The sequence below is a fragment of the Brevibacterium sp. MGP-B1 genome (genome assembly GCF_057766545.1).
Map to the genome: position 1 here is coordinate 3790642 of NZ_CM173407.1, position 24957 is coordinate 3815598.

The window sequence follows — 24957 nt, forward strand, 5'->3', positions numbered from 1 at the left end:
CAGCAGAGTCGGCAGCCGGAGGACACGGTTCTTCTCATGTGGCGATAAAGCTGGGGGTCAAACGTGGCCGGCTGTGGGGCGGGTGGTCTCCGTCGGGAGTGCTGTCTCCATCGAGAGTCCGGGGCTCAAGCGTGTTCGGCGACGGGGACGGTGACCGACCCGCCGCGCAGGTAGCTCGACGCCAGTCCCGCATGCTCGCGCAGGGTCGACTCGACCAACTTCGCCCGCCCCGCCATCTTCGACGAAGGCGTGCTGATCGCCATCGCCCCGACCTGCATTCCCGTGCCATTGCGCACCGGCACGGCCGCGCAGGTCTGACGAGGCAGGAACTCCTCGTGCTCCCAGGCGATTCCGCGGGTGGCCACCTCGGCAAGGTGGGGGTCGAGGGCCTCCCGACTGATCATCGTCTGCGGGGTGAGCACCTGCATTCCGCGCGCCTCGAGGTAGTCGGTGCGCTGCGGTTCGGGCATTCCGGCCAGGAGGATCTTGCCGAAAGCGGTGGCGTGCGCCGCCTCGTGGAAACCGAAGCGCAGAGGCCGCAGCCGCGGATGCTTCTCGCAGTCGGAGCAGTAGGTGAGGATGATGTCCGAGCCGCGGTAGATCGCGAAATAGGCGGCGGTGCCCAGCGACCGGTGGAGCTGATCGGTGATCTGCCGAATCGGATGCGGAGCGACGAGGCGCTGCTGGAACGACAGTCCGAGTTCGAAGCATTTCGGGCCGAGCTCGAAGCGCTTGGTGTCCTTGAGGTAGACGAGATACCCGGAATCGGCGAGCTCGTTGAGGAGTCGGTAGACGGTGGGCAGCGGGATCTCGAGGCGGGTGGCCACGGTCTTCGCAGCGGCACAGCCCGAAGCGGCGACGGCTTCCAGGACGGAGAAGGTTCGTTGGATCACGGCACTGTTGGACACGCGGTCTCCTGACTGTGCGATCGCCTCGGCGATCGACTTTTTCATGTGGTGAGAATGAGGATAGTCCATGGTGTCGCGGATCACATAGGTTGCTCGTGTCAGGTCAGTGGCGGGCGCGCGTCGATGCCGCCGGCCGAACTGGAGCAAAGGAGCATCCGATGGCATTCCCTGCCAAATATCCATCGCTCAACGCGATGGAGATGACGGACGAGGCGAAGCAGACCCTCATCCGAGTGCTGCGCGTGGCGTTCCCGCACGCAGACTTCCCCGATGGGCCGTATGTGCGTACCGCGGAGAAGATCCTCATCGCCGCCGATGAGGAGACGTGGTTCCGGGTCGCCCTCATCCAAGGGCTGCTGTCGTTGGATCAGCTCTCCGACGGCGACTTCTGCAGCCTCGACGACGAGTCCGCACTGAAGGTGCTGCGCCGCGTCGAGTCCACCGAGTTCTTCGGCTTCGTCCGCCGCACCGCCGTGCTCAACCTCTACGACGATGTCGAGGTGTGGGAGACGCTCGGCTACGAAGGACCCTCGTTCGACAAGGGCGGCTACATCAACCGCGGCTTCGACGATCTCGATTGGCTGCCAGAACCACGGATCGTCTACCCCGAGGACGAGCCGCTGCCCGAACTCGGTGACGGGGTTATGGGTGTCCGCAGCGGCAGCGCCGCCGGTGACGATTCGACCAATCAGCCTGCGCCGCAGAGCGCCGAGATGGGTGAGGTGAAGAAGTGATGACACAAGATCAGAATGCAGGGCGCCGGTCCAACGCCGAGGCGGGGCGCAGCGTGACAGGTTTCAGCATCGACCCGGACGAGGCGACCGTCGTCATCGTCGGCTCCGGCGCCGGTGGCGGAACCTTGGCCTACGAGCTCACTGCGAAGGGCATTCCCGTCGTCGTCCTCGAGGCTGGGCCGTATCTGCACAACGAGGACTACGTCAACAACGAATGGGAAGCGTTCAACCAGATGGCCTGGCTCGATCCCAGGACGACGACCGGTTCGTGGCGGATCGCCCGTGACTTCCCGAATCTGCCGGCCTGGATCGTCAAAGCCGTGGGCGGAACGACGACCCACTGGTCGGGAGCAACCCCGCGATTCAAGGCTCATGAGTTCAAGGCCCGCAGCGTCTACGGCCGCATCGACGGCGCCAACCTCCTCGATTGGCCGATCACGCTCGAGGAGATGGCCCCGTACTACGACCGAGCCGAGAAGGCGATGGGCTCGACCCATGTCCACGGCCGGAAGCCGCTGCCTGCGAACAACAACTACAAGGTCTTCGCCGGAGGGGCGAAGGAGGTCGGCTACAAGTTCTACGCCACTGGCCCGTACGCCACGAACGCCGAAGAATACGACGGCCGCCCCGCCTCCATCCAGGACGGCTTCAACTTCCAAGGCGATAAGAACAAATCCAAATGGTCGACCCTGGTCAGAGAGCTGCCGCGGGCCGCGGACACCGGGCTGCTCGATCTTCGACCAGAGTCCCAGGCCGTGCAGATCACGCACGATGCCAATGGTCGGGCCGACGCCGTGCTCTACCTCGACAAGGACGGGAACCTCCACCGGCAGGCTGCGAAGATCGTGTGCGTGGCCGGCAACTCGATCGAGACGCCGAGGCTGCTCCTCCTCTCCGGCACACCGTCCTTCCCCGACGGGTTGGCGAACTCGTCCGGCCACGTGGGCCGGAATTATATGCGCCATCTGACGGGCACCGTGTGGGGGCACTTCGACAAGCCGGTGCGGATGTACCGCGGGGAGACGATGGCCGGAGCCATCGCCGACGAATCGATCCATGACCCCGACCGCGGGTTCTCCGGCGGCTACTACATGGAGACGATCTCGTTGGGGCCGGCGTTCATGGCCTCCTTCGTCGAGCCCGGCGGGTGGGGACCGGACTTCGCGGCACTGCTCGACCGGTACCTCAACACCGCAGGAATGTGGATCGTCGGCGAGGACATGCCGCAGGAAAGCAACCGGGTGACGCTGAATACGACGGTCAAGGACACAAACGGTCTGCCCGTGCCGAACGTCCACTACGACGATCACGCAAATGACCTGGCGATGCGCGAACACGCCTACGCCGCAGGTCAGAGAGTCTACGAAGCGGTCGGGGCGAAGACTTCGCACCACACTCCGCCCTATCCGTCGACGCATAACCTCGGCACCGCACGGATGAGCGAACGTCCCGAGGACGGTGTCGTCGACAAGTGGGGCCGGACCCACGACGTGAAGAACCTCTTCATCTCCGACGGATCGGTCTTCACCACCGGCGCCGCCGCGAACCCGACCCTGACGATCGTGGCGCTCGCCATCCGGCAGGCCGAGTACATCGCCGAGGCGCTGCGGACCCAGGAGGTATGAGGCACGGCAGGCTTTGGAAATCTGAGGTGTCACGGGCTCGGTGAGTCTGAGGCGCGACGGGGTGTCGTCGCATCGATCGGCGTCGGTTCTGTCAACAGATGGAATCGACGCCGAACTGCTGCGAGAGAGCGTCGGGCCAATAGGATGGCAGAGAGACGCATCAAGGAGGAGACTGCCTGTGGCACGTACCGTCTACTACACCGCGACCACGCTCGACGGGTTCATCGCCGACCCGAACGACTCGCTCGAATGGCTGCTGCGCCAGACCGAAGAGCCACCGGACGACGGGTTCATCGACGGAGTCGGAGCGATCGTCATGGGTTCGACGACGTACGAATGGGTGCTGCGCAACCTCGACGGACCGTGGCCCTATGAGGTGCCCGCGTGGGTGATGACCCACCGGAAGCTCGGCCTGCCCGAAACCGGGAAGGACGGGAAGACACCCGACATCCGATTCGCGAAGGGCTCGGTCTCCGACCACTACTTCGAAATGTGCACCGCCACGGGCGACCATGACCTGTGGGTGATGGGCGGCGGCGACCTCGCCGGACAGTTCGCCGACGAGGGGCTCCTCGACGAAATCATCACCTGGACCGCCCCGGTGGTCCTCGGCAAGGGGCGCTCGCTGCTGCCGCGTCGCCTCGACCTCGAACTCATCGACGTCGGGCACAGCGCTCCTTTCGTCATCTCCCGCCACCGAGTCATCGGCCCCCTCCTCGAGGACAGCCCGGCAGAGTGACGCTTCTCGAGGACGGCTGATGACTCGCCCGCATCGTCCATTCGCCGAGGCGGGACGACGTTTCGGACGGGACGATCGTTGGTACGGACATTCAGGGCCGCCTCGGCGAAATGATCGATGATTCGTACGCAAGGGTGGGCCGCCTCGGCGAGGTTCATCCGGATATCGGGCACCTCTGGTGGCCGGGTGGGGTTCCGTGATTCGATGCAGTCATGACTGCTGCGATTGAGAACCATCGGGCCCGCCTGCGCGCGGGGGAGATCTACAACGGACTGTGGATGATGTCGACGAGTCCGGAGCTGGCGAAGATCGGGTCGGCGGCCGGATTCGACTATGTCTGCCTCGACCTGCAGCACGGGCTGGTGCGGCCCAGCGATGTGCTGCGACTGACCGATGCCGTGCGTGCCAGCGGAGATCCGCTCGTGACGGCGCGGGTCGCGGCGAATCGCTTCACGGAGATCGGGGCGCTCGCCGACGCGGGAGTCGAGGCGATCATCGTCCCGCTCGTGTCCTCGGTCGACGAGGCACGGGCCGCGGTGGCCGCGCTCGACTATCCCTCGCGGGGCGGGGATCGTTCGTGGGGACCGACGGCCGAGATCATGCACGGCGCCGTGCAGGACACTCGGGATGAGCGGCCTCTGCTGTTTGTCATGATCGAGAACGAGGAGGGTCTGGCCGCGGTCGAGGACATCTGCGCCGTGCCGGGAATCGATGGGGTCTATGTCGGTCCGTCCGATCTCGCGTTCGCCGTGGGTGCGCTGCCGGGTCAGCACAACGAGGCCCACACCGAGGCGCTCGTGCGGATCCGCACGGCAGCCGATGCCGCCGGGGTGGTGCCGGGAATCCACTGCGGCGACGGCGAGGAGGCGAAGCTGCGAAAAGAGCAGGGTTTCCGCTTCATCACCTCATGCGGGGACTTGGGTGCGGCGGGCCGAGCCTTCCGCGAGGACCTCGCGAACGCCCGCTCCTAATTGCTACCCGACGGCGGCCCAGCAACCTCGCGCGAGGTATCTGGGCCGCCGTCGGGTAGTTCGGGGTGGTGGGTGGGTTCGTGTTGCGCGCGACGTTGCCATGGTGCGCCAGGATGTTCTTGGGAATGACGAGTATCCTGGCGTTTCTCAATTCAACTCTCGAGTTTTTCCTGCTTGTACAAACTCATTGATGCAATTCCTTCAGGGTATCGAAACATGCGAAAACAATCTTGGACAGGCATCGTTGAGTCGCGAATACTGGAACGCATCACAGTTGTTCCACGTCACAAATGCAATGCCACACCTGCTCATGGACCAGAACCCAATGGAGGGATCGCCGATGACAACAGCACCACGCATCGATACCGATGCAGTTCGACCTGTGGAGCCCGGCCCTGCGCCGGCAGCTCCGCCGACTGCATCTCGGCTCAAACCTGAGTCATTCACGGCGGGAATCAAAGCTGTTGTCGGGCTCGTCGGATTGTTCGCGATCTGGGAGCTAGCAGTCTTCATCTTCGACTTCCCGAAGTATCTGCTCGTCGGTCCGATTTCGGCTTTCGAAGAATTGTTCACGAACCCCGGTTACTTCGCGGTCAACGCTCTCACTACCCTGCAGGAAGGTCTCGCAGGCTTTGCGCTCGGCACAGCATTGGGCGTTCTGTGTGGAGCACTCCTCTATTACGCTTCTTTCCTTCGTCCCTTCCTCTATCCGGCGCTCATCGCTATCGACACGATTCCGAAGGTCGCTCTGGCGCCGCTGTTCATCGTCTGGTTCGGCTTCGGCTTCGAGTCGAAGGCTTTCGTGGCAATGGCCATCGCATTCTTCCCCCTCGTCATCAACACATTCGACGGGCTCAACTCTGTGCCGCACGAGCTGCAGGACCTTGCACGCATCAACCGTGCCTCGAAGCTGAAGAAGATGATGAAGATCGATTTCATCTATGCGCTTCCTTCGATCTTCACGGGAGCGAAGATCTCGATCTCGCTGGCCGTCGGCGGCGCCGTGGTCGGTGAGTTCATCGCTGGGTCCAAGGGACTCGGATACGTCATTCTTCTCGCGAACTCTCAGGTCGACCTCCCCTCGATGTTCGCGGCATTCATCGTGCTCGCGGCGATCGCATTGCTTCTCTTCTTCATCATCGACCTCATCTCGAAGAAGCTGCTGCCGTGGAAGAACTACACGAAGTGAGAGGCGGAACCATGCACATCTTGAAGAAACTGCTTGTTGCGCCGCTTCTGCTGTCTGTCGTCGCTCTGACAGGATGCACGCCAAAGGACGGACTCGATGACTTCAACCTCATGGTCGACGTCGCCTACCTGCCGAAGCACGCACCGTTCTTCGCCGCTGAAGCCGAGGGGTTCTTTGAAGAGGAGGGATTCGATGTCTCGCTGATGCCGGGTTCCGGTTCGACGAACACCGTGACGTCCGTCGAAACCGGGAGAGTCGACGCCGGATGGGCCGATTTCGGTGCGACCATCCTCAGCCAGGGCAAAGGAGCTCACGTCAAGCAGGTGAACCTTCTTCAGGCCCGATCGGCGTATGCGACCATCGCACTCGAGAGTTCGGGCATCGAAAACTGGGAGGATATGAAGGGCAAGACGGTGGCGACTGAAGGCGCCGGTGCCATGACGGCGATGTGGCCGCTCGCGCTCGAACGCAGTGGCCTCAAGCAGGATGACGTCAATGTCGTCCATGCCACCGGCGAATCAAAGATTCCAGGTCTGCTGGCCGATCGTTGGGATGCGAACCTCGCACTCTACGTCTCCGATGAGCCGGCTCTGATGGCACTCGGTGAGAAGGCGAACATTCTCAAATGGTCTGACGTCGGCATCGACCTCTACGGCAACGGCATCGTCGTCTCGGATGAGTCCCTGAAGAATGATCCCGAACGTGTTGAGCGGTTCAACCGCGCTATGCAGAAGGGCTTTCTCTGGGCCTGCGACCACCCGGATCAGACTGCAGAAGACTTCACAAAGGAAGTCCAAGGATATGAACCGGAGACCGTGACCTATGCGCTCAAGTCGCAATGTGAATTGAACTGGGCCACCGGAAAGTCAGATGACCAGTTCGGTGTGATGACCGACGACGGAGTTGGACAGATGCTGAGCGTAGCCACCGACTTCCTCGGTCTCGATAATTCGACCGACCTCACCGTCGACGACATCTATACGAACGACTACATCGACCCGATTCGCCATGACGAAGACGTTGCGGCACCTACAAAGTGAATGGAGTACGACCATGACCACTGACTATGCGATCTCAGTCAACAACGTCGGTAAGACCTACACCTCGCGAGACGGGCAGGAGAACGTCGTCCTCAAGGGGCTCGACTTCCACGTCAACCCGGGGGAGTTCGTCTCAATCGTCGGCCAGTCCGGCAGCGGAAAAACCACGCTGCTCAACACGATCTCGGGTCTGCAGGAAGCCTCTGAAGGCGAAATCCTCATCCGCGGACGCGAGATCAGTGCCGCTCTCAAGGACATCGGCATGGTGTTCCAGAGCCCGGTCCTCCTTCCTTGGCGGAATAATCTCGACAATGTCCTCCTGCCTTTGGAATTTCGTGACGCCGTCACATCGGAATCCAAGGACCACGCCATGGAGCTGCTGCACATGGTCGGACTCGGAGAGAAAGCGACCCGGTACTCTTACGAGCTCAGCGGCGGGATGCAGCAGCGTGTCGCCATCTGCCGCGCCTTGGTTTCACGTCCGGAAATCCTCCTCATGGATGAGCCATTCGGCGCGCTCGACGCGATGACACGCGATTCGATGAACTTCGAGATCCAGCGGATCTGGCGTCGCACGGGCTGCAGTGTCCTCTTCGTCACTCACAGCATCTCCGAAGCAGTATGGCTGGCAGATCGAGTTGTCGTCGTCGGCGATCGTCCGGGTCGTATCGTCGCCGACGTCAAAGTGGACATCGAACGTCCCCGCGCGAAAGAGCACAAATTCTCAGAGAACTTCGCCAGCTACGTGGCGGAGATCGAATCCCACATCGGCGTCACCGCCGGAATCAGCTGAGCGGTCCGCCCGTCCGGCCCGACGAACACATGCAAGGGGATGGCCGGCAGGGATCCTTCGGCCCAAGGCACATCGCACGAGGCGAACACGCCTCAAGGAAGATATGGAGTTGGAAACGCAATGATCAAACTGACAACCGACAAGACGCGTCTGGCAGATTCGTTCGGACTAGACGCCCAGAAGAGCCTTCTGTTCTCGGCGATTCGGCTTGATTCGAGCCCCCTGGTTGCACCGATCATCGCCGACACGACTGACGGTGAAGTGCTGCTTGTTCGCCAGCAGGAGCAGGGAAACGCCTTGTCCGCCGGGGTACCGAAGGAGCGGATGAGATTCTATGCGCCGTGGGTGACGATCGATCCCCGAATTGTTGCCGATACACCGGCTTCAGCATCACTGGCGACATTGGTTGAGGAGCTCGCAGAAGGGGATCAGGTTGGTCTCGACTCCGGTGTCGTCATGAAGCACTACTCGACTTTGTCGAAGAGCCTCGATGTCGTCGCCGACAAGCAGCCGACGACTCCGGTTGTCGCCTATGAGATCGACACCGCAGCGGTTCTTGAGCGCTTCTCTCGCTGGCGTGAGCTCGGAGCGGAGACTGCAACGCGGCTCATCGCCGACGTCGAACACCTTGACGGACTCGACAAGGAAATCCAGTCGCAGACCGATACACGCTATTCGGCTCTGCAGTCGATGGCGCAGGACCGAGGGCTCGACGCCGTCGTCATCTCTGCTCCGCCGAACTTCAGCGAGGTCGTCGGAACTCAGCAGAGCGAAGGTCAACTGGCGGTTTGGTCCACTCAGGACGAAAAGCTCTATGTTCTCGCTCCGGAGACCGCGCACGGTGTGTCCGGCACTCCGATCGGCCGCTTCGTCGGATTTGGTGCGGCCGCTGTGGCACTGGCACATGGTAATCAGATCGGCGTTGAGGAGGAGTGGATCGCAACCGGTCTGGCGCTCGAGCTCGAAGCCGAAGGCGCCGTCCTCAACGAGCTGTCGACCGCTCTCGGTCACTGGCGCGACATTCGTGACCGCGAAGACCTAGGGTTCCAGATCGTCGCTGCCAGGTGCAGCGTCTTCGCCATCGAAGAGGCTCTGAAATGGGCAGAAGAGTCCTTGGCCGCGGGGCTTGAGTTCACCGAGCTCGACATCTACGCGCGCTACGTGGACAAGATCGTCGAATTTCGCACGGACAACGTGATTCCTTTTGCGATCGAACCGTACTTCACCAACTTGCACTCCTCAAACAGAATGCTGTTCCCCGGTCCTCCCGTCGACTTCCCGATCAACGACGACACGAAGTGCATCCAGCTCGACGCTGGTGTGCGGATCACCTTCGACGGGATCACTGTGGCGACCTCCGACATGGCACGCTCGCTTCCGCGCACTGACGGCGCCAAACAAGCCTATGAGTTCTTCTTCGACGTGGTCCGTGAGGGAATCATCGGCCAGTTGCGTCCCGGAGTTGTGTGTGAGGACATCCATCAGGGGACATTGGACTATTTGGCTCCCCACCTCGACAGAATGGTCGAGATCGGCATGCTCGGTGCAGACGTGGATTTCAACACGGAATACCGCAAACGCAACGTCGGGCACCTCATGGGCAAGCAGGAGTCATTCGCCAACGAGCTGCGTCCCGGCTACAAACACGTCTTGGACGTCGGGTCCTTCGGCGCCGCGGAGATCCCGTGGCGGTATGGTGATGTGGCGATCGGCACCGAGGACCTCTGGTACATCGGGGCGGACCGCACGTATATACTCTCAAAACGCTGAGACAGGACCTCTCCACTTCGATGCGCCTCCCACAGGGCGCTCGACTTCTTGCAGGTTGAACGGGGCGGACACTCCCACAAAAGGGAATGTCCGCCCCGTTGCGTAGCTTTAGGGCAGTAGAAGCGTGAGTTGCAGCTGTCCTCTGGCCAGCAAGGACCTGAAAAGCGGTCCGGTCGTTGAATCGACCGGACCGCTCTGAGCTCAGCTTCGCAGCTGATCAGTTTGGGCGGAGTCTACCTGGACTCTTGAGCTTAACCACTGCCTCGATCTCAACCGGTGAGTTCGCAGGCAGACGCGGAACTCCCAAAGCAGTGCGTGCATGACTACCAGCGTCCCCCAGCGCATCGATTAGGAGTTTGGAGGCTCCTTCAGCGACGACGGGGTGCTTGCTGAAGGCAGCCGGGCTGGCCACATAGACGTTGAGCTTGGCGATGCTCTCGACATTGTCGAGACCGAGGTTCGTTTCCAACTGGGCAATGAGATTCACCGCGCACAGCTGAGCTGCCGCAATTCCGTCCTCTACGCTCAGGTCTTCACCGACGACTCCCTGGACCGGTACTTCTCCACCCTGTTTGGCGATCTGCCCGGACACGAAGGCCAATTCGCCGGCGACGGTCACTGTCTCGTAGCTGTAGCTGGCAGGGTTGGCTTCGGGAAGGTCGAACCCGAGTGCGTTGAGACGGTGACGCACGCCGTCTGCAAAGGAATTCGTCGAGGCGGCCGTGGAGGCAGCATCTGAGACACCGCCACGCTGTGCCGCAGAGTATCGACCGTCGAGCATCCGGGCCACTGCCCAAGGATTGGCTTCCTGGAGAACCGGATGCAGGATGGCCTGCGGGACGTTCTGGTAGGCGACCGGGCGAAGGAAGCGGTCGATCGCGGTTGCACCCACCGAGGTGGTCTGCGGAGCTGACGTCGCTGGAAACGGTCCACCGTGGATCATTGCATGGCCGACATCGACTCCTGTCGGCCAACCGTTGACGATGATCCGTCCGACGGTGAGTTCCAGTGCGCGTACCAGCACGTCTGCTACCTCGGTGTCCTGTTCACCCATCTGCAGTGTCGCAGTCAGCTGTCCTTCGAGCTCTGCCACCACAGGCTCCAGCTCATCGGTCGAGTTGTAGCGCACGACGAGGGCAGCGGACCCGAAGATCTCATTCTGCAGCTCCTTGTTCGATGCGAAGTCCTGGATCGAGGCCGTGAACACGCAGGGCCCGGGCGCATTGAGCGTCTCTCCATCCGACCCCTGTGCCAGAGGTGAGACGTCCGGCTGTGCTGAAAGCTGGTCGACTCCTCTCTGCCACGCTGCGGCTATGGAGGGAGTGAGCATCGTTTGGCCCTTCGCCGCGTTGAATTCCTCTGCGATGCGAGCCGTCAGAGCGTCTCCGCGGTCGCTGTTGGGAACGAATAGAACTCCAGGGGAGGTGCACAACTGACCGGAGGAACCGGTCACTGCCCCGAAAAAGCCCTGGGCCACCTCGGTGACGTCATCGGCAATGGCTCCCGGCAGGACGAACACGGGATTGATTGAACTCATCTCGGCATAAATAGGGATCGGTGTGGGTCGAGCCGCGGCGGCGGCCGACAATGCCAGTCCGGCAGCCCTGGAACCGGTGAATCCTACGGCGGTGATTCGCCGGTCCGTGGCTAGTTGCTGCCCGACCTCGGAGCCAGCCCCATAGACGAGTGAAAAGACACCCGGGTGGAGTCCGCTGTCGCGAACGGCACGCGAGATGGCGGCACCGACCAGTTCGTTGGTTCCGGGATGGGCATTATGGGCCTTGACGATGACTGGGCATCCGGCAGCAAGTGCCGAAGCGGTGTCACCGCCTGCCGTTGAGAAAGCCAGGGGAAAGTTGCTCGCACCGAAGACAGCGACGGGACCCAGAGGAACCTTGCGCTGACGAATATCGGGACGCGGCAGGGGTGCGCGGTCAGGGAGCGCGGGATCAATGCGCACGCCGTGGGCGTCACCGAGTCGGACGACCGATGCGAACAGGCGCAGCTGGTTGGAGGTTCTGGTGATCTCGCCATTCAGGCGCCCCGCAGGAAGTCCGGTCTCCAGAACGGCCCGGTCGACGATGCGCCGCGCGTCAGACTCGATATTGGCTGCGATGTCCTCGAGAAAGGCTGCGCGGATCTTCGGCGAAGTGCCGCGGTACGAAGGGAACGCATCGTGGGCCTCGGCGATGGCTGCGGATACCTGCTCCTCGATGAGCAGCGTGTATTCGGGATCTAAGGTCTCACCTGTCGCCGGATTGACTGCACGGCTGGTCTCCCCCTGTCCCGGCGTCTTGGTGCCGGCGACAATTGATGTGCCGGAAAGTGATGTGTCGACGTCCGAGTCGGTCGTCGCGGTAGTGAACTGCGTCGTCATAAGTGACCTCTGTTCCTGATAGCGATATCGGCGCCGACCGGCTCAAGCCGATCGGCGCCGATCTGTGGGTGTGGCTGTCTCAGCCGCGGATTCGTGGCGTCCTAACCGTTCAGGCGACTGCGGACGCGGTGCGGTCGAGTCGGATGCCGGCAGCGGACATAACTTGTTCGAGATCCTGCAGGTCTGCCTCGGTGAGGTTCTGCAAGGGTGGCCGGACCGGCCCGCAGTCGCGGCCGATGACTTTGAGGCCGCCCTTGACGATTGAGACGCCGTAGCCGGCCACTCGTTCGCGGATCTTCGAGTAGGGCAGGACGAAGGAGTTGAGCTTCTCTGTCACGGCGGCGCGGTCCTGTTTGCGCACCGCATCGTAGAAGTCGAGGGCGAATTCGGGTGCGAAGTTGAACATGGCGGATGAGTAGGTGCTCATTCCCAGCTGCAGCAGTGGCAGTGCATAGACTTCGGCGGTCGGAAGTCCGCCGAGGTAGAAGAGGCGGTCGCCGGTACGGGCGTAGACCTTCGTCAGCTGCTCGATGTCGCCGAGGGCGTCCTTGAAGCCGATGAAATTCTCATGGGTGTCGGCGAGGCGTTCAACGGTCTCGGGCGAGTAGATCGCATTTGCCCGGTTGTAGACGATGATGCCGATCTTCGTTGCTTTGCAGATGGCGGATACGTGCTCGAATAGGCCGTCTTGGCTGCATTCGGTGAGGTAGGGAGGGAGGACGAGAAGACCCTCTGCTCCGGCTTCCTCGGCGTCGATCGCATTCTGCACGGCGTGTGCAGTGGCGCCCCCTGCCGAAGCAAGGACCGGCACCTCCGCTCGTGAGTTTGAAACTGCCAAGCCCACGACCTGTTTCGCTTCCGGGGGAGTGAGGCTGAATCCCTCGCCGGTTCCGCCAGCGGCGAAGAGTCCTGCGACGTCGAAGCTCGACTGCCAGGCGATGTGGTCGGAATAGGAGTCGGCGTCGAGGGACAGGTCTGCGTTGAATGCTGTCGCGGGGAAGGAGAGGAGTCCGTCCTTGAGGTGGTCGGCGAGTTCTTGAGGTTGGTAATTGGCCACGGAATGACGTCCTTGTTAGTCGGGATAGTGATCCCACTGTAAGAACGAGGAATAATTCCTGTCCAAGATTATTTATATATGCATTGATGCCCAGAAGGTATTATCTTCATTTTCTGCGAATCAATGCGAGGACTTCCTTGAGTGCCGGGTTGCGGGACTCCGGATTCCAGATCGCATGAAGTTCGACGACATCGCGTGGAGCGTCGTGGAGCGGCACATATGTGACACCGTCGACGCCGAGGCGAGCAGCTGATTCCGAGACGACGGCGATGCCGCGACCGGCAGCGACGAGATTGACGATGGTCAGGATCTGGCTCAGCGAATGAGCCACCTCATTGGCTTCGACATCGATGTAGCGAACGGTGAGATCGTAGAAGTATCGAGCCTTCGTGGCATCGTGCATGAGCAGTCGCTGACCGGAGATCTCCTTTGTGCCCACAGAGTCACGTGCGGCGAACGCATGGTCCGAAGGGACTGCCAGTACGAGCTGCTCAGACAGGACCAGGGTCGCGTCGATGGTTTCGGGAATGCGGCCCACTCGCCCCAGGCCGATGTCGATCTTGCCCTCAGACAAGGCCTTGATCTGTTCTGCCGTAACCATCTCGGCGATCTCGACGCTTATGCCCGGCAGGTGTTCTGCCAGGGTCGAGACCAGACTGCCAAGGACGCCGAACGTCGAGACCGCAGTGCACCCGATGGTGATCTGACCCCAGGAGCCCTCGGCGATCTTCTGTGCTCGCCGCGGGGCACGCTCGACGGAGGCGAGCAGACCGTATGCCTCAGCGAGGAAGGCCTCACCTGCCGGCGTAAGTGTGACGGTGCGATTGTTGCGTTCGAAGAGGTGGACACCGATCGATTTCTCCAATTTCTGGATCTGCCGGCTCAACGGTGGCTGGGTCATATTCAGCTCTTCAGCGGCGCGTCCGAAGTGAAGGTTTTCGGCCACCGCGATGAAGCCGGTGATCTGTGCCAAGGTGAACTGCATCGCTCGCTCGATTTCTTTCGTGGGCCACGGCCTGTGCTGTTCAGCAGTGTATCGGGCGTGCGGCACCTCGCTTTCAGTTGTCGGCAACTCCCTCCGCGCTACCCGACGGCGGCCCAGCAACCTCGCGCGAGGTAGCTGGGCCGCCGTCACGTAGTAATTAGAGAGAGACTATTGTGCGGAGGGCTTTTGTCGGTGCCTCGAACTCCTGAGGCAAGTCAGCCAAGGGGATCGGGCCGCCTAGGATGTCCTCCCACGGCAGCGTCCCACCGTCGGCTGCCAGGAACTCCACGGCCTCGGCCAGGTGGTGAGGTTCGAAATTGTGGACTCCGGCGATCGTGCGCCATCCGCGCACCACCTGCTCGGGATCGATCGACACCTGCGGCCCCGGCGTCACGCTGCCGGCGAGGACCACAACGCCCCCGACACCCAACGACGAAATGCAGGAGCGCACCCCCGCCTCGGCACCCGAGAGCTCGAGAGCGACGTCGATATCAGCGATCTCCACACCCGGCTCAACGGACCGGGCAGCCCCCGCCCGGTCGGCCAGAGAGCGGCGGTCCGGGTGCGGATCGGCGGCGACGACCTCGGCAGCCCCGCGGGCCAGTACCGCCCCGACCGCGGACAACCCGAGCATCCCGATGCCGTTGACGAACACCCGTCGTCCCCACAGGTCACCGGCTGCTTCACACATCGCCATCACGGTGGCCACGGCGCACCCCGCGGTCGCTGCCACCCCATCGGGCAGCGAGGCCGGCACCGGAACCATCGCCACTCCGGCGGGCAGGTGGATATGGCTGGCGTAGGTGCCCGACAGCGCCCAATCCGACTCGGCCGATTCGTGGCCGACCTTGCGCACCGAGGTGCATTTCGCGCTCAGCCCGCGCCGACAGTTCCGGCACTGACCGCACACCGAGGTGACCGAGAAGACCACGCGAGTGCCGACGGGCACATCCCCGCGCGTCTCCTCGACGATGCCGACGCCCTCGTGGCCGAGCACCGAGGGGCACGCCCCCGACCGGCGTCCGCTGACGGTGTGCCGATCGGACCCGCACACCGTCGCCGCGGTCAGCCGGATGAGGCTCTCGCCCGGTGCCAGCTGCGGCCGGTCGAACGTGCGGAGCTCGAATTCCGAGCCTCCCGTCCACACCTCGGCAAACGGCTGAGCGGTCGGGCGGCCACGATCGGCCGCCTCGGTGCCGGTCATCGTCGAATCGGCGTCGGTCATCGTCGAATGAGCCTGAACCGTCACTTCGCGACCACCGCAGCTTCCTGCTCGGCAAGGACTGCGGGCAGGTCCGCCACGGAATCGAGGACGAGGTGCGCGCCCTCGGCCGCGAAATCCTCCCGGCTCAGGTGCCCGGTGAGCACGCCCACCGCCGTGACCTCGGCATTGAGTGCCGATTCGATATCCGCCGAGGTGTCTCCCACGCTGACGATGGCAGCGCGGTCGGTGACTCCGACCGTGTCAATGACCTTGTTGATCATGTCCGGTGCCGGTCGTCCGGCGGGCACCTCGTCGCCGGTGACCGCGACGTCGAAGGTCTCGCCCGGGGCCCAGCCCATCGTGGAGAAGATGAGGTCGGCGATCTCGCGGGAGAACCCGGTGGTCAGGCACACCTTGATCCCGCGTTCCCGCAGAGTCGACAGGGCCTCCTCGATTCCGGGCAGCGGACGCGGAGGATTCTTGGTGTAGGTCTCGCGCAGTTCGGCACGGAACCACTGCCAAGCCCGCTCGTGGACCTCCTCGGTGACCTCGACCCCGCCGAGGCGGAGCAGATTCTCGATCGCCCAGTGCTTCTCCGTGCCCATCCACTTCTGGAAGACCTCATCGGAGTAGTCTGCGCCCTCCCGTTCGGTGGCCTCGCGCAGCACGCGGTAGACCTCGTCCCGTTCGTCGATGGTGGTTCCGGCCATGTCGAAGACGGCAAGTTCAGTCATGTCGATTCTCTTTCTCTTGCGGTGGTGCCCACGCGAGTTCGTGGGCTCTGCTTCGCCCGCTTGGTCGGCGGACGGAAATTTCGGTGGGCGGGTGGACTTGATTGCGCAGGCTCAGCGCACGGCTCGGCGCAGCCACATGGACAAAGCCTCGACGAGGAGGACGACGGCGACCATGAGGATGAGCACCATGGTCACGACATCGAACTGGTTGACCCGCGAGGCGTTGAGCAGCAGGAATCCGATGCCTCCGGCGCCGACGACGCCGAGCAGCGTGGCCGAGCGGATGTTCGTGTCGAGCAGGTACATGATGTGGGCGACGAACGCCGGTGCCGCCTGCCGCAGGGTGGCCGAGAAGAACACCTGCGCCTCGCCGGCTCCGGTGGCCCGCACCGCCTCCTGGACCTGGAGGTCCGTCTCCTCGATCGAGTCGGCGATGAGCTTCGAGAGCAGGCCGATCGCACCGATGGACAGGGCCAGGGTTCCGGCGACCTCGCCGAGTCCGGAGATGACGACGAAGATGATCGCGAGGATGAGCTCGGGGATGCCGCGGACGACGACGATGAGGACGCGGAACGTCTTGTGCACCGCCCGATTCGCCACGACATTGCGGGCGGCGAGGACGCCGATGGGCACCGCGAGGATCGCCCCGATGAACGTCGCCGCCAGCGAGATCTGGATGGTGACGAGCAGCTGTTCGACGAGGTCGGCCAACGTTCCGCCGGTCGACGGCGGGAAGAACAGGCTCACGGTCTGCGGCAGGTCGAGCAGACCCGCAGCCAGGGCCGACCATGACACGTCCACCCGCCACAGGGCGGCGATCGTGAGGACGATGAGCACCGCCGCCGAGGCGAAACGACGGAACCGTGCCACGCTCCACGGTGGGGTGAGGCTGAGATCGCCGACCCCGGTGGCCCGACCCCGGTTGAAGATCCGGTCGACCCAGGTGCCGCCGGTGATCTTCGCCCCCGTCGAGGCCATGAGTGCGGCTCGGATGGATCCGGAGACGAATTCGATGACGATGCACAGGATGAGCACGATGACCGCCAACGCCATCCCGCGCTGGTAGTCCAAAGTGCGCAGGGAGTCCGCGATGGCCAGACCGATTCCGCCGACTCCGACATAGCCGAGCAGTACCGAGGTGCGCAGGTTGATGTCGAAGCGGTGCAGAGCCGTGGCGATGAGCTGTGGCATAAGCGTCTGCGGGATCGCGGTGAGGATCTGTTGGGAGCGGCTGCCGCCGAGGGCCTCGATCGATTCGCGGGGTCCGTCGTCGAGCTCTTCGATGGCATCGGCGTAGAGTTTGCCGATCATCCCCACCGAATGGATGCCCATGGCGATGATGCCGGCTGTGGCTCCGAGGCCGAACATCCGCAGGAACACGATGGCGAGCACGAGGTCGGGAATCGCCCTGGCGAGGACGATGAGGGTGCGCGCTGTCCACTGCGAACCGCGACCCATCCGGGTGGGACGAGCGGCGAGGAGAGCGACGGGGATCGACAGCACGACGGACAGCAGAGTCGCCAGGAACACGATCGCCAGGGTCTCGACGACAAGAGAGACTGTCTCACCGAAGGCCGGGAAGTCGAGTGGGACGATGCGGGAGAAGAACCCCACGGCATTGTCGAACGACGAGGCGATCGTGGCGATATCGATGCCGAGTGACCACACCGACCAGGCGCCGGCGACGGCGAGGCCGATGAGCACGATGACGGCCACGGCGGAGTTTCCCGACGGGCGGGGACGCTGCGGTTCGACGACGGCGGGAGCCTCTCGGTCGAGCACGAGACTCATCGGGTGGCTCCCACCCGGGCGCCCGCCTCGGTGCCGGACGTCGCGGTCTGCGATCCGGCAGTGGTCGCACCGGCACGCTCGCTCGCCTCGGCGGCGGTGTCCATTCCGGACACGCTCGAGTAGATCTGGGAGGCCTCCTCGGCGCTGAGCCCGGCGGTCTTGCGGTCGAGGACGACCCGACCGGTGCGCAGACCGATGATCCGATCGGCGAAGTCGATGGCCAGCTGCACCTGATGCAGGGAGGCGATGACGGTGAGGTCATCCTCGGCGGAGATCTGCCGCAGCAGGTCGATGACGTCGCGGGCCGACACCGGGTCGAGGGAGGCGACCGGCTCATCGGCGAGCAGCACCTTCGGGTGCTGCATGAGTGCGCGGGCGATCGCGACCCGCTGCTGCTGACCGCCGGAGAGCGTGTCGGCGCGTTGGTAGGCACGGTCGGCCAGGCCGACGCGGTCGAGCTTCTCGATGGCTTCGCGGCGGATGGCCTTCGGGTACATCATCAGGGTGATGCGCGGTCCGCGCAGCGATCCCAGTGCCCCGGCGCAGACGTTCTCGAGCACGGACATCGGTCCGACGAGATTGAACGACTGGAAGATGACGCCGATGTCGCGGCGCACGGCCTTCAGCTCCGAGCGGCGCAGACGGTCCATGTCCTCACCGAGGACGCGCACCTTCCCCGAGGTGGGGGTGTGCAGGCCATTGATATGGCGCAGGAGGGTGGATTTGCCCGAGCCGGAGAGGCCGAGGAGGACGCTGATTCCGCCGGTCCGGAACCCGAGGTTGACGTCGTCGAGGCCGAGGACTCCGCCGCCGAAGTCCTTGGTCACATGGTCGAGTTGGACGGAATAGATGGAGTCGATCTCCTTCTGGAGTTCCGGTGTGGTCGGGCGGGGAATGGTGTGTGAGTGTGTCATGGTCATCCTTCTCAGCCGATGTTCTTGCAGGCGTCGGCCTGGGTGGCGTCGCAGATGTCGCGGATCGAATCGAAGTCCGAATCGGAGACTTCCTTGTAGCCGTACGTGATCTCTTCGGGCAGGACGCAGTCGTCCTCGGAGTCGCAGATTCCGGCTTCGACCATCGCCGGGACATTGGCCTTCTCGCGCAGGATGTTGGTGATCTTCGCGGCCGTATCGGCGTCGAGGGAGTCGTTGTTCACTGCGATCGGGTCCTCGGTGATCGGGTCGGATTCCCAGACGGGTTCGAGGCTGCCCTTGTCGACCTGGCCGGACTTCTCGAGGGTCGTGAGCATGGCGTCGTGGGCGAAGGCGACATCGCAGTCACCGGAGTTCAGCGACAGCAGCGAGGCGTCGTGCCCGCCGGACATCACCGGTTCGAGGTCCTTGTCGATGTCGATGCCTTCGTCCTGGAGTCCCTTCATCGGCACGAGATAGCCGGAGGTGGAAGCGGCATCGACGAAGCAGACCTTCTTGCCCTTGAGGTCCTTCATGTCCTTGACGTCGGAGTCCTTCTTCACATAGGCCAGCGAGGTGTAGGCGGGGTCCTTGGCTTTGTCGTTCGTCGGTGCCGCGGCCGGTTCGATGTTGATGCCCGAGTCCTTGGCGATGACGTAGGCGAAGGGGCCGAACGAGGCGGCGTCGATCTGGCCGGCGCGCATGCCTTCGATGACGGCGGCGTAGTCCGAGGCGTTCTGGAATTCGACCTTCTTGCCGGTCTCTTCTTCGAGCAGCTTCGTGACGTTCTCGAAGGAGGACTCGAGCGTCGAGGAGGATTCGGCGGGGACGGCGGCGAAGATGATCGTGTCGTCACCGCTTCCTCCGGAGCTGCCGCAGGCGGCGAGCAGAGGCAGGGCGAGGAGACCGGCGGTGAAGGTCCGGACCGCTGTGGAGCGGAAAGGGGAGGTCATGGTCATGGCGAATGGCCTTTCGGAGAGCAGTGCGGCAGAGGCGCTGAGGTGATCGTTCGCATTCATCGTGCCGACCCCACTGGCGAATGTCTATACAAGTCGAGGCAGTTTACCGACTGGACATGACAACTTCACGGTCGGTTCGGAGTCGGGTGGGCGTTGCCTCAGATGTCGGCGGTGCCGCCGGAGAGGATGAGGTCGGCGATGCCGAACGACAGGGTCATGCCGATCCCCGAGGCGACGACGGCGACGGCCGTGCGTTCGTCCGGGCGCTCGAGGACGAGGTTCGTCGTCGGGCTGTCGGCGTACATGCCCAGCCACCGCTGCAGCACACGCGGGTTCTCGATTCCGAGCATCGAGGTGGCCCGATCGAGCAGCAGTGCGCCGATCTTCTCGTCGATGAAGGGTTCCGGGCTGAGGTCGTAGGCGTGTGAATCGCCGATGAGCAGGCCCTGCGGGATGTCGGTGACCATGAGGTTCGCGATGCAGCCGCGCAGCTCCGGTTCCCGTTCGTCGAGGTCGTGGCGCAGCGCCTCGGCGCCGGGCATCGCCGCGAACCCGTCGTAGCGGGCCAGGGAGGTGCCGGTGAGCATCGCGAAGCCGGTCGGAATGTGCTGCGGGGCCTCGATGAGCGACATGACGAGCGAGCAGATGCGGATCTCGTGGGATTCGGCGATCTCGGGGAAGAGGCTGGTCAGCTGATAGCCGGGGCAGACGACGACCTGCTCGGCGTGGAAGTTCCCGCGTGTCGTCGACACGGTGCCGTCGGCCACCGCGGTGACGTGCGTGTTCCAGGTGAATTCCACGCCCTGGCCGGCCAGCCATGCGGCGATTCTCGGGGCGGCCTGTCGCGGGTCGACGCGCATGTCCTGCGGCAGATGTGCGCCGCCGATGGCCGGGAGGTCGGGGTTGCCGACCGCCTCGACGATCGCCTCCGGGTCGAGCAGTCGAACTTGGTCGGGGCCGCGATGGGCGGCGAACTGCTCGAGGACGGTCAGCTCGGCCTCGGTCATGGCCGGGATGAAGGTTCCGGTCTCGGCGGCCCAGAGTCCCGTGGCGGCCGCGGCATCGAGCCAGCCCTCGCGGGACTTGACGGCGATCGGCTGCGCGGAATCGGACTGGCCGGTGAAGCAGGCGTGACCGAAATTCTGGATGGACGAGCCCACGGGTCGGTCGGACCGGTCGATGATGTGGACGCTGCGGCCCTGTCGGTGGGCGAGGAATGCGGTGGCCAGGCCGAGGATGCCCGAGCCGGTGATGATGAGATCTGTTGTCGGCATTCCCTCATATTCGTGAAGATGTGCCGTAAGATGAAGATATGTATGTACAAGTTTGATGTCTGTTCACCTGAATGTGACATTCGGACTTCGTTGAGCCACGCCAAGTTCACCGAGACAGCGCTTCCTCGACTCTGAGGCGCTGTCCTCTGAGCCGCCGAATGAGCACCGTCGAAGGAGAAGTGAGGTCATGACCACCGGCCCGAGGCACCGCACCCGTCAGCAGCATGACGAGATCGCGCACTACCTGCGCACGGCGATCCGTGAAGGCTCGTTCCAGCCCGGCGATGAGCTGCCCTCCGAGGCAGAGCTGACGCGGAAGTTCGAGAGTTCGCGCGGACCGGTGCGGCAGGCGATGTCGGCTCTGCGCGGGGAGGGGCTGATCTCCTCGGGGCGGGGGAGGCGCACGGTCGTGCTCGACAACGTCCTCACGCAGTCCTTCGACGACGTCATCTCCTTCTCTCAGTGGTGCCACGCCTCGGACATCGTGCCCGGTCAGGTCACGCAGCGTGTGGCGCGCGAACCGGCGGAGAAATCCCTGGCAGCGAGCCTGCGGATCGAAGAGGGCGATCCGATCGTCTCGGTGTTCCGGCTGCGGCTCATGGACGAAGCTCCGGCCATGGTCGAGAGGCTGAACTATCCGTTCGAGTTCGGACGTCACGTGTTGGCCTTCGACACGGATTCCGGGTCGATCTACCAGGAGCTCATCGACCAGGGCGTCGACATCAACCGGGCGTCGCGCACGATCGATGCGGTCGGAGCGAACGATGACGATGCCAGGCTCCTCGAAGTCCCCGTGGGCACCCCGCTGCTGCGAGTGCGCCGGCGGGCGTTCACGACCGCCGGTGATGTCATCGAATCCTCCGATGACCGGTACCTGCCGTGGAAGGCGAGTTTCACGATGAACTCCACCCGCGGAAACCCGAGCTCCATGTCCTTGATCTCCGGCGACTGAAAACCCCTTATTGCTACTGTGAGTATTGATGGTGGCTGGTCTGGGACTGGCTGGCAGAGTAGGAACTGACCGTCCCATCGATCATCATGACTCTTATTGCTACTGACTCGAACGATGTCCTCGTCGGGATCTGTCTGATGATTGGTGGGCGGTCGGCACCGGCTCGGCCCACATCGATAACTTGATCAGAAGGTTGTCCGTTCCTGACCGAACGTGACTCATCACAGTAGTGTTTCGACGTGACTATCTCCCGGACCGGAGCCGACCGCTTTGACGGTCGGACCTCATCCGCTCTGACACAGGAGAGTCACGAACCGTCATGACTATCATCTCGCATTTATACGCGTTTGTCGTTGGCGTCGACACCCACGCGAAGAACCACGTCTACAGCGTGCTGACCAACACTGGCGAGCACGTCGACACGGCCGCATTCCCGACCACGAAAGCTGGCCTGAAACGGGCCCTGGCGTGGGCTGGCCGCCGTACTCGCGGCGACCTCGATACCCTGTGGGTCATCGAGGGCATCGGCACTTACGGGGCGATCCTGGCCGACCATGTCGCCGACGCAGGCTATACGGTCGCCGAGGCCGCCAGCATGAATGCTCGCGACCGGCACGCCACGGGCAAAGACGACCAGATCGATGCCCGACGGATCGCTGGCACGGTCCTGCCTTTGGACGAGTCACGGCTGCGGTTTCCCCGGCAGGCTGATGGGCCGCGCCAGGGACTGCGGATCCTGGTCAAAGCGCGGGAGTCCATGACCCAGGAGAAGACACGCACCATCAACGCACTCACCGCGCTGTTGCGGACTCATGACCTCGGTATGGATGCGCGTCGGAAACTGTCGGTCGTGAAGATCCAGACGGTGGCGAAGTGGCGGCTCAGGAACGAGGCTGTGGAACTGACCGAGGCTCGTCGGGAAGCCATCCGGTTAGCCAAACGCGTCATCGAACTCGAGGCGGACATCAAGGACTACGCCACCCGGATCGGGGCGATGGTCAAGGACAGTCCAGCTGCGGTGTTGCTGGCTGAGCCGGGGATCGGGCCGATCACCGCGGCTGTGTTCTACCTGGCCTGGTCGCATCATGGGCGGGTGCGTTCCGAGGCAGCGTTCGCGAAGTTGGCGGGGGTCTGCCCGATACCGGCGTCGTCGGGGAACGTGGTGAGGTTTAGGCTTAACCGCAGTGGCGATCGGCGGTTGAATTCTGCGTTGTACATGGTGGCCATCACGCGGCTTTCTCACCAGGAGAAGTCCCAGGCATACATGGCTAAACGGCTTGGTGAGGGGAAGACGAAGAAGGAGACGATCCGGTGCATGAAGCGTCACGTGGCTCGTTCTGTTTATCGGATTCTCGAGGCCACGAAACCGATCGGCCAGGCCGCTTGACAGACATAGAAGGATCCCGACGGCGGCCCAGCAACCTCGCGCTGGGCCGCCGTCGGGTAGCAATAAGGGGCGGGTACAGTGACAGACACCGACTCGAGAGGACAGAGCATGACCACGCAGACAGTGACGCAGCAGGGTACCTCGACCGAGAGCACCCCCACCGGAGCCGACCTCACAGAACATGTCGACGTCCTCGTCATCGGCTGGGGCAAGGGCGGCAAGACTCTGGCCGGCACCATGGCCCGCGCGGGCCAGAAGGTCGCCGTCGTCGAACAGTCGGAGATGATGATCGGCGGCTCCTGCATCAACATCGCCTGCATCCCCACGAAGATCCTCGTCCACGACGCCGAGAACAAACGCGCCGATGACGACATCGACGAATACTTCGCCAAGGCCGTCAAACGCCGCGACACCCTGACCGGGGCGATGCGGAAGAAGAACCACTCGATGCTCGCCGACCTCGACTCGGTGCTGCTGGTCAACGGCCGTGCCGAGTTCACCGGCGAACGCGAAGTCCGCGTCACCGGCGGCGGCGACACCATGACGATCACCGCCGACACCGTCGTCGTCAACACCGGATCCGTCGCGAACATCCCACCGATCGACGGCGCCCAACTCGGCGGCCGCATCCACGACTCCGAATCCCTGCAGCACGTCGACCCGTTCCCGAAACGTCTGGTCATAGTCGGCGGCGGTTACATCGGACTTGAGTTCGGATCGATGTTCGCCCACTTCGGCTCGCAGGTCACCGTCCTCGACCGCGGACCGCGCCCGCTGGCCAATGAGGATGACGACGTCGCCGAGGTGGTCGCCCAGGCCCTCGCCGATGACGGAGTCACCATCGTCAACGACGCCTCCGTGACTGCGGTCAACGAGGGTGCCGAGGCCGCGACCGTGACCTATGAGGTGGGCGGTGAGACCAAGACCATCGACGCCGAGGCGGTCCTCCTGGCCGTCGGACGCAAACCCGCCACCGCCGACCTCGGCCTCGAGAATGCCGGTATCGACACCGATAAGCGCGGCTTCATCACCGTGGACGACCACCTGCGCACCACGGCCGAAGGCGTGTACGCGTTCGGCGACGTCAACGGCGGACCGATGTTCACCTACATCTCCCTCGATGACAACCGGATCCTCGCCGATCAGCTCCTCGGCGAGGGCAAACGGTCGACGAAGGACCGCGGCTCCGTGCCGTACACGATGTTCCTCACCCCGCCCGTCGCCCGCGTCGGCCTGACCGAGAAAGCCGCCCGCGACGAAGGCTACGAGATCAAGGTCGGGGCGAAGCTGCAGGCCGATATCGCCGCGGCACCGCGGGCGAAGATCGAAGGCGACCCGCGCGGAATCGTCAAGTTCGTCGTCGACGCGAAGACGGACCTCATCCTCGGCGCGGCACTCGTCCACGTGCACTCGCAGGAGGTCATCAACACCGTGGCGCTCGCCATGCGCCACGACGTCACCGCCACCGAGCTGCGTGACACGATCTACACTCACCCCTCCGCCACCGAGGCGCTCAACGAGGTGCTCGGCGCACTCAAGTAATGAAGGAGACCGACA

21 protein-coding genes are annotated in these 24957 nt (G+C 63.6%); 11 read left to right on the top strand and 10 right to left on the bottom strand.

Features of this window, described 5'->3' with window-relative positions; translation table 11 throughout:
* Nucleotides 1-125: 125 nt before the first annotated feature.
* Nucleotides 126-953, bottom strand: coding sequence for an IclR family transcriptional regulator (locus AC3CD9_RS17280; RefSeq protein ID WP_172172749.1), 828 nt, complete (start codon nucleotides 951-953; stop codon nucleotides 126-128).
* 113 nt (nucleotides 954-1066) lie between these two features.
* On the opposite strand from AC3CD9_RS17280, the gene AC3CD9_RS17285 reads away from it, so the two are divergent.
* From AC3CD9_RS17285 to AC3CD9_RS17320, 8 genes are all read left to right on the top strand, one after another.
* Nucleotides 1067-1642 (top strand): hypothetical protein, encoded by a 576-nt coding sequence (locus AC3CD9_RS17285; RefSeq protein ID WP_488365220.1) that lies wholly within the window; start codon nucleotides 1067-1069, stop codon nucleotides 1640-1642.
* Complete coding sequence (locus AC3CD9_RS17290; protein WP_488365221.1) at nucleotides 1642-3267, top strand: GMC family oxidoreductase; 1626 nt, start codon at nucleotides 1642-1644, stop codon at nucleotides 3265-3267. Before AC3CD9_RS17285 ends, AC3CD9_RS17290 begins: the two co-directional genes overlap by 1 nt.
* 178 nt (nucleotides 3268-3445) lie before the next feature.
* The gene (locus AC3CD9_RS17295; protein WP_488365222.1) at nucleotides 3446-4006 is read left to right on the top strand and encodes a dihydrofolate reductase family protein; all 561 of its coding nucleotides are present in this window, start codon (nucleotides 3446-3448) and stop codon (nucleotides 4004-4006) included.
* A gap of 212 nt (nucleotides 4007-4218) precedes the next feature.
* The gene (locus tag AC3CD9_RS17300; RefSeq protein ID WP_488365223.1) at nucleotides 4219-4977 is read left to right on the top strand and encodes an HpcH/HpaI aldolase family protein; all 759 of its coding nucleotides are present in this window, start codon (nucleotides 4219-4221) and stop codon (nucleotides 4975-4977) included.
* Between the two features lie 340 nt (nucleotides 4978-5317).
* Nucleotides 5318-6166, top strand: coding sequence for an ABC transporter permease (locus AC3CD9_RS17305; protein ID WP_181271054.1), 849 nt, complete (start codon nucleotides 5318-5320; stop codon nucleotides 6164-6166).
* A gap of 11 nt (nucleotides 6167-6177) precedes the next feature.
* Complete coding sequence (locus AC3CD9_RS17310; RefSeq protein ID WP_488365224.1) at nucleotides 6178-7206, top strand: ABC transporter substrate-binding protein; 1029 nt, start codon at nucleotides 6178-6180, stop codon at nucleotides 7204-7206.
* Nucleotides 7207-7219: 13 nt separating this feature from the next.
* On the top strand, nucleotides 7220-7999 hold the full coding sequence (locus AC3CD9_RS17315; protein WP_139467842.1) for an ABC transporter ATP-binding protein: 780 nt from the start codon (nucleotides 7220-7222) through the stop codon (nucleotides 7997-7999).
* A 120-nt stretch (nucleotides 8000-8119) separates the two neighbouring features.
* A complete protein-coding gene (locus AC3CD9_RS17320) occupies nucleotides 8120-9769 on the top strand; it encodes a M24 family metallopeptidase (RefSeq protein WP_488365225.1) in 1650 nt (549 codons plus the stop codon).
* A gap of 217 nt (nucleotides 9770-9986) precedes the next feature.
* Here AC3CD9_RS17320 and AC3CD9_RS17325 read toward each other — a convergent pair whose 3' ends face one another.
* The 9 genes from AC3CD9_RS17325 to AC3CD9_RS17365 all read right to left on the bottom strand — a co-directional run bounded on the left by AC3CD9_RS17325 (nucleotide 9987) and on the right by AC3CD9_RS17365 (nucleotide 21061).
* On the bottom strand, nucleotides 9987-12146 hold the full coding sequence (locus AC3CD9_RS17325; RefSeq protein ID WP_488365226.1) for an aldehyde dehydrogenase family protein: 2160 nt from the start codon (nucleotides 12144-12146) through the stop codon (nucleotides 9987-9989).
* 109 nt (nucleotides 12147-12255) lie between these two features.
* Complete coding sequence (gene kdgD / locus AC3CD9_RS17330) at nucleotides 12256-13203, bottom strand: 5-dehydro-4-deoxyglucarate dehydratase (protein WP_488365227.1); 948 nt, start codon at nucleotides 13201-13203, stop codon at nucleotides 12256-12258.
* Nucleotides 13204-13309: 106 nt separating this feature from the next.
* Nucleotides 13310-14188 (bottom strand): LysR family transcriptional regulator, encoded by an 879-nt coding sequence (locus tag AC3CD9_RS17335; RefSeq protein WP_488365228.1) that lies wholly within the window; start codon nucleotides 14186-14188, stop codon nucleotides 13310-13312.
* A 157-nt stretch (nucleotides 14189-14345) separates the two neighbouring features.
* Nucleotides 14346-15413 (bottom strand): alcohol dehydrogenase catalytic domain-containing protein, encoded by a 1068-nt coding sequence (locus AC3CD9_RS17340; protein ID WP_488365229.1) that lies wholly within the window; start codon nucleotides 15411-15413, stop codon nucleotides 14346-14348.
* Between the two features lie 20 nt (nucleotides 15414-15433).
* Complete coding sequence (locus tag AC3CD9_RS17345; protein WP_488365230.1) at nucleotides 15434-16126, bottom strand: phosphonatase-like hydrolase; 693 nt, start codon at nucleotides 16124-16126, stop codon at nucleotides 15434-15436.
* Nucleotides 16127-16237: 111 nt separating this feature from the next.
* Nucleotides 16238-17917 (bottom strand): phosphonate ABC transporter, permease protein PhnE, encoded by a 1680-nt coding sequence (phnE, locus tag AC3CD9_RS17350; RefSeq protein WP_488365231.1) that lies wholly within the window; start codon nucleotides 17915-17917, stop codon nucleotides 16238-16240.
* The gene (phnC, locus tag AC3CD9_RS17355; RefSeq protein WP_488365232.1) at nucleotides 17914-18831 is read right to left on the bottom strand and encodes a phosphonate ABC transporter ATP-binding protein; all 918 of its coding nucleotides are present in this window, start codon (nucleotides 18829-18831) and stop codon (nucleotides 17914-17916) included. Before phnC ends, phnE begins: the two co-directional genes overlap by 4 nt.
* 11 nt (nucleotides 18832-18842) lie before the next feature.
* A complete protein-coding gene (locus AC3CD9_RS17360) occupies nucleotides 18843-19847 on the bottom strand; it encodes a phosphate/phosphite/phosphonate ABC transporter substrate-binding protein (RefSeq protein ID WP_488365233.1) in 1005 nt (334 codons plus the stop codon).
* 98 nt (nucleotides 19848-19945) lie between these two features.
* Nucleotides 19946-21061, bottom strand: coding sequence for a TIGR03364 family FAD-dependent oxidoreductase (locus tag AC3CD9_RS17365; RefSeq protein ID WP_488365234.1), 1116 nt, complete (start codon nucleotides 21059-21061; stop codon nucleotides 19946-19948).
* A 187-nt stretch (nucleotides 21062-21248) separates the two neighbouring features.
* Between AC3CD9_RS17365 and AC3CD9_RS17370 the strand changes: the two genes are divergently transcribed.
* From AC3CD9_RS17370 to AC3CD9_RS17380, 3 genes are all read left to right on the top strand, one after another.
* Entirely contained in the window at nucleotides 21249-22013 is a 765-nt protein-coding gene (locus tag AC3CD9_RS17370) for a GntR family transcriptional regulator (protein WP_488365235.1), read from the top strand.
* A 319-nt stretch (nucleotides 22014-22332) separates the two neighbouring features.
* Nucleotides 22333-23400: an IS110 family RNA-guided transposase gene (locus AC3CD9_RS17375; RefSeq protein WP_488364469.1), complete on the top strand. Its 1068-nt coding sequence runs from the start codon at nucleotides 22333-22335 to the stop codon at nucleotides 23398-23400.
* A gap of 108 nt (nucleotides 23401-23508) precedes the next feature.
* Nucleotides 23509-24942, top strand: a complete 1434-nt coding sequence (locus AC3CD9_RS17380; protein ID WP_488365236.1) for a dihydrolipoyl dehydrogenase family protein — start codon at nucleotides 23509-23511, stop codon at nucleotides 24940-24942.
* The last annotated feature ends 15 nt before the right edge of the window (nucleotides 24943-24957 follow it).

Excerpts from the sequence above, each read along its gene's own strand:
- AC3CD9_RS17280 (WP_172172749.1), bottom strand. The coding sequence starts at position 953 with ATGAAAAAGTCGATCGCCGAGGCGATCGCACAGTCAGGAGACCGCGTG.
- AC3CD9_RS17285 (WP_488365220.1), top strand. The coding sequence starts at position 1,067 with ATGGCATTCCCTGCCAAATATCCATCGCTCAACGCGATGGAGATGACG.
- AC3CD9_RS17290 (WP_488365221.1), top strand. The coding sequence starts at position 1,642 with ATGACACAAGATCAGAATGCAGGGCGCCGGTCCAACGCCGAGGCGGGG.
- AC3CD9_RS17300 (WP_488365223.1), top strand. The coding sequence starts at position 4,219 with ATGACTGCTGCGATTGAGAACCATCGGGCCCGCCTGCGCGCGGGGGAG.
- AC3CD9_RS17305 (WP_181271054.1), top strand. The coding sequence starts at position 5,318 with ATGACAACAGCACCACGCATCGATACCGATGCAGTTCGACCTGTGGAG.
- AC3CD9_RS17310 (WP_488365224.1), top strand. The coding sequence starts at position 6,178 with ATGCACATCTTGAAGAAACTGCTTGTTGCGCCGCTTCTGCTGTCTGTC.
- AC3CD9_RS17315 (WP_139467842.1), top strand. The coding sequence starts at position 7,220 with ATGACCACTGACTATGCGATCTCAGTCAACAACGTCGGTAAGACCTAC.
- AC3CD9_RS17320 (WP_488365225.1), top strand. The coding sequence starts at position 8,120 with ATGATCAAACTGACAACCGACAAGACGCGTCTGGCAGATTCGTTCGGA.
- AC3CD9_RS17325 (WP_488365226.1), bottom strand. The coding sequence starts at position 12,146 with ATGACGACGCAGTTCACTACCGCGACGACCGACTCGGACGTCGACACA.
- AC3CD9_RS17335 (WP_488365228.1), bottom strand. The coding sequence starts at position 14,188 with ATGCAGTTCACCTTGGCACAGATCACCGGCTTCATCGCGGTGGCCGAA.
- AC3CD9_RS17340 (WP_488365229.1), bottom strand. The coding sequence starts at position 15,413 with ATGACCGACGCCGATTCGACGATGACCGGCACCGAGGCGGCCGATCGT.
- AC3CD9_RS17345 (WP_488365230.1), bottom strand. The coding sequence starts at position 16,126 with ATGACTGAACTTGCCGTCTTCGACATGGCCGGAACCACCATCGACGAA.
- phnE (WP_488365231.1), bottom strand. The coding sequence starts at position 17,917 with ATGAGTCTCGTGCTCGACCGAGAGGCTCCCGCCGTCGTCGAACCGCAG.
- phnC (WP_488365232.1), bottom strand. The coding sequence starts at position 18,831 with ATGACACACTCACACACCATTCCCCGCCCGACCACACCGGAACTCCAG.
- AC3CD9_RS17360 (WP_488365233.1), bottom strand. The coding sequence starts at position 19,847 with ATGAATGCGAACGATCACCTCAGCGCCTCTGCCGCACTGCTCTCCGAA.
- AC3CD9_RS17365 (WP_488365234.1), bottom strand. The coding sequence starts at position 21,061 with ATGCCGACAACAGATCTCATCATCACCGGCTCGGGCATCCTCGGCCTG.
- AC3CD9_RS17370 (WP_488365235.1), top strand. The coding sequence starts at position 21,249 with ATGACCACCGGCCCGAGGCACCGCACCCGTCAGCAGCATGACGAGATC.
- AC3CD9_RS17375 (WP_488364469.1), top strand. The coding sequence starts at position 22,333 with ATGACTATCATCTCGCATTTATACGCGTTTGTCGTTGGCGTCGACACC.
- AC3CD9_RS17380 (WP_488365236.1), top strand. The coding sequence starts at position 23,509 with ATGACCACGCAGACAGTGACGCAGCAGGGTACCTCGACCGAGAGCACC.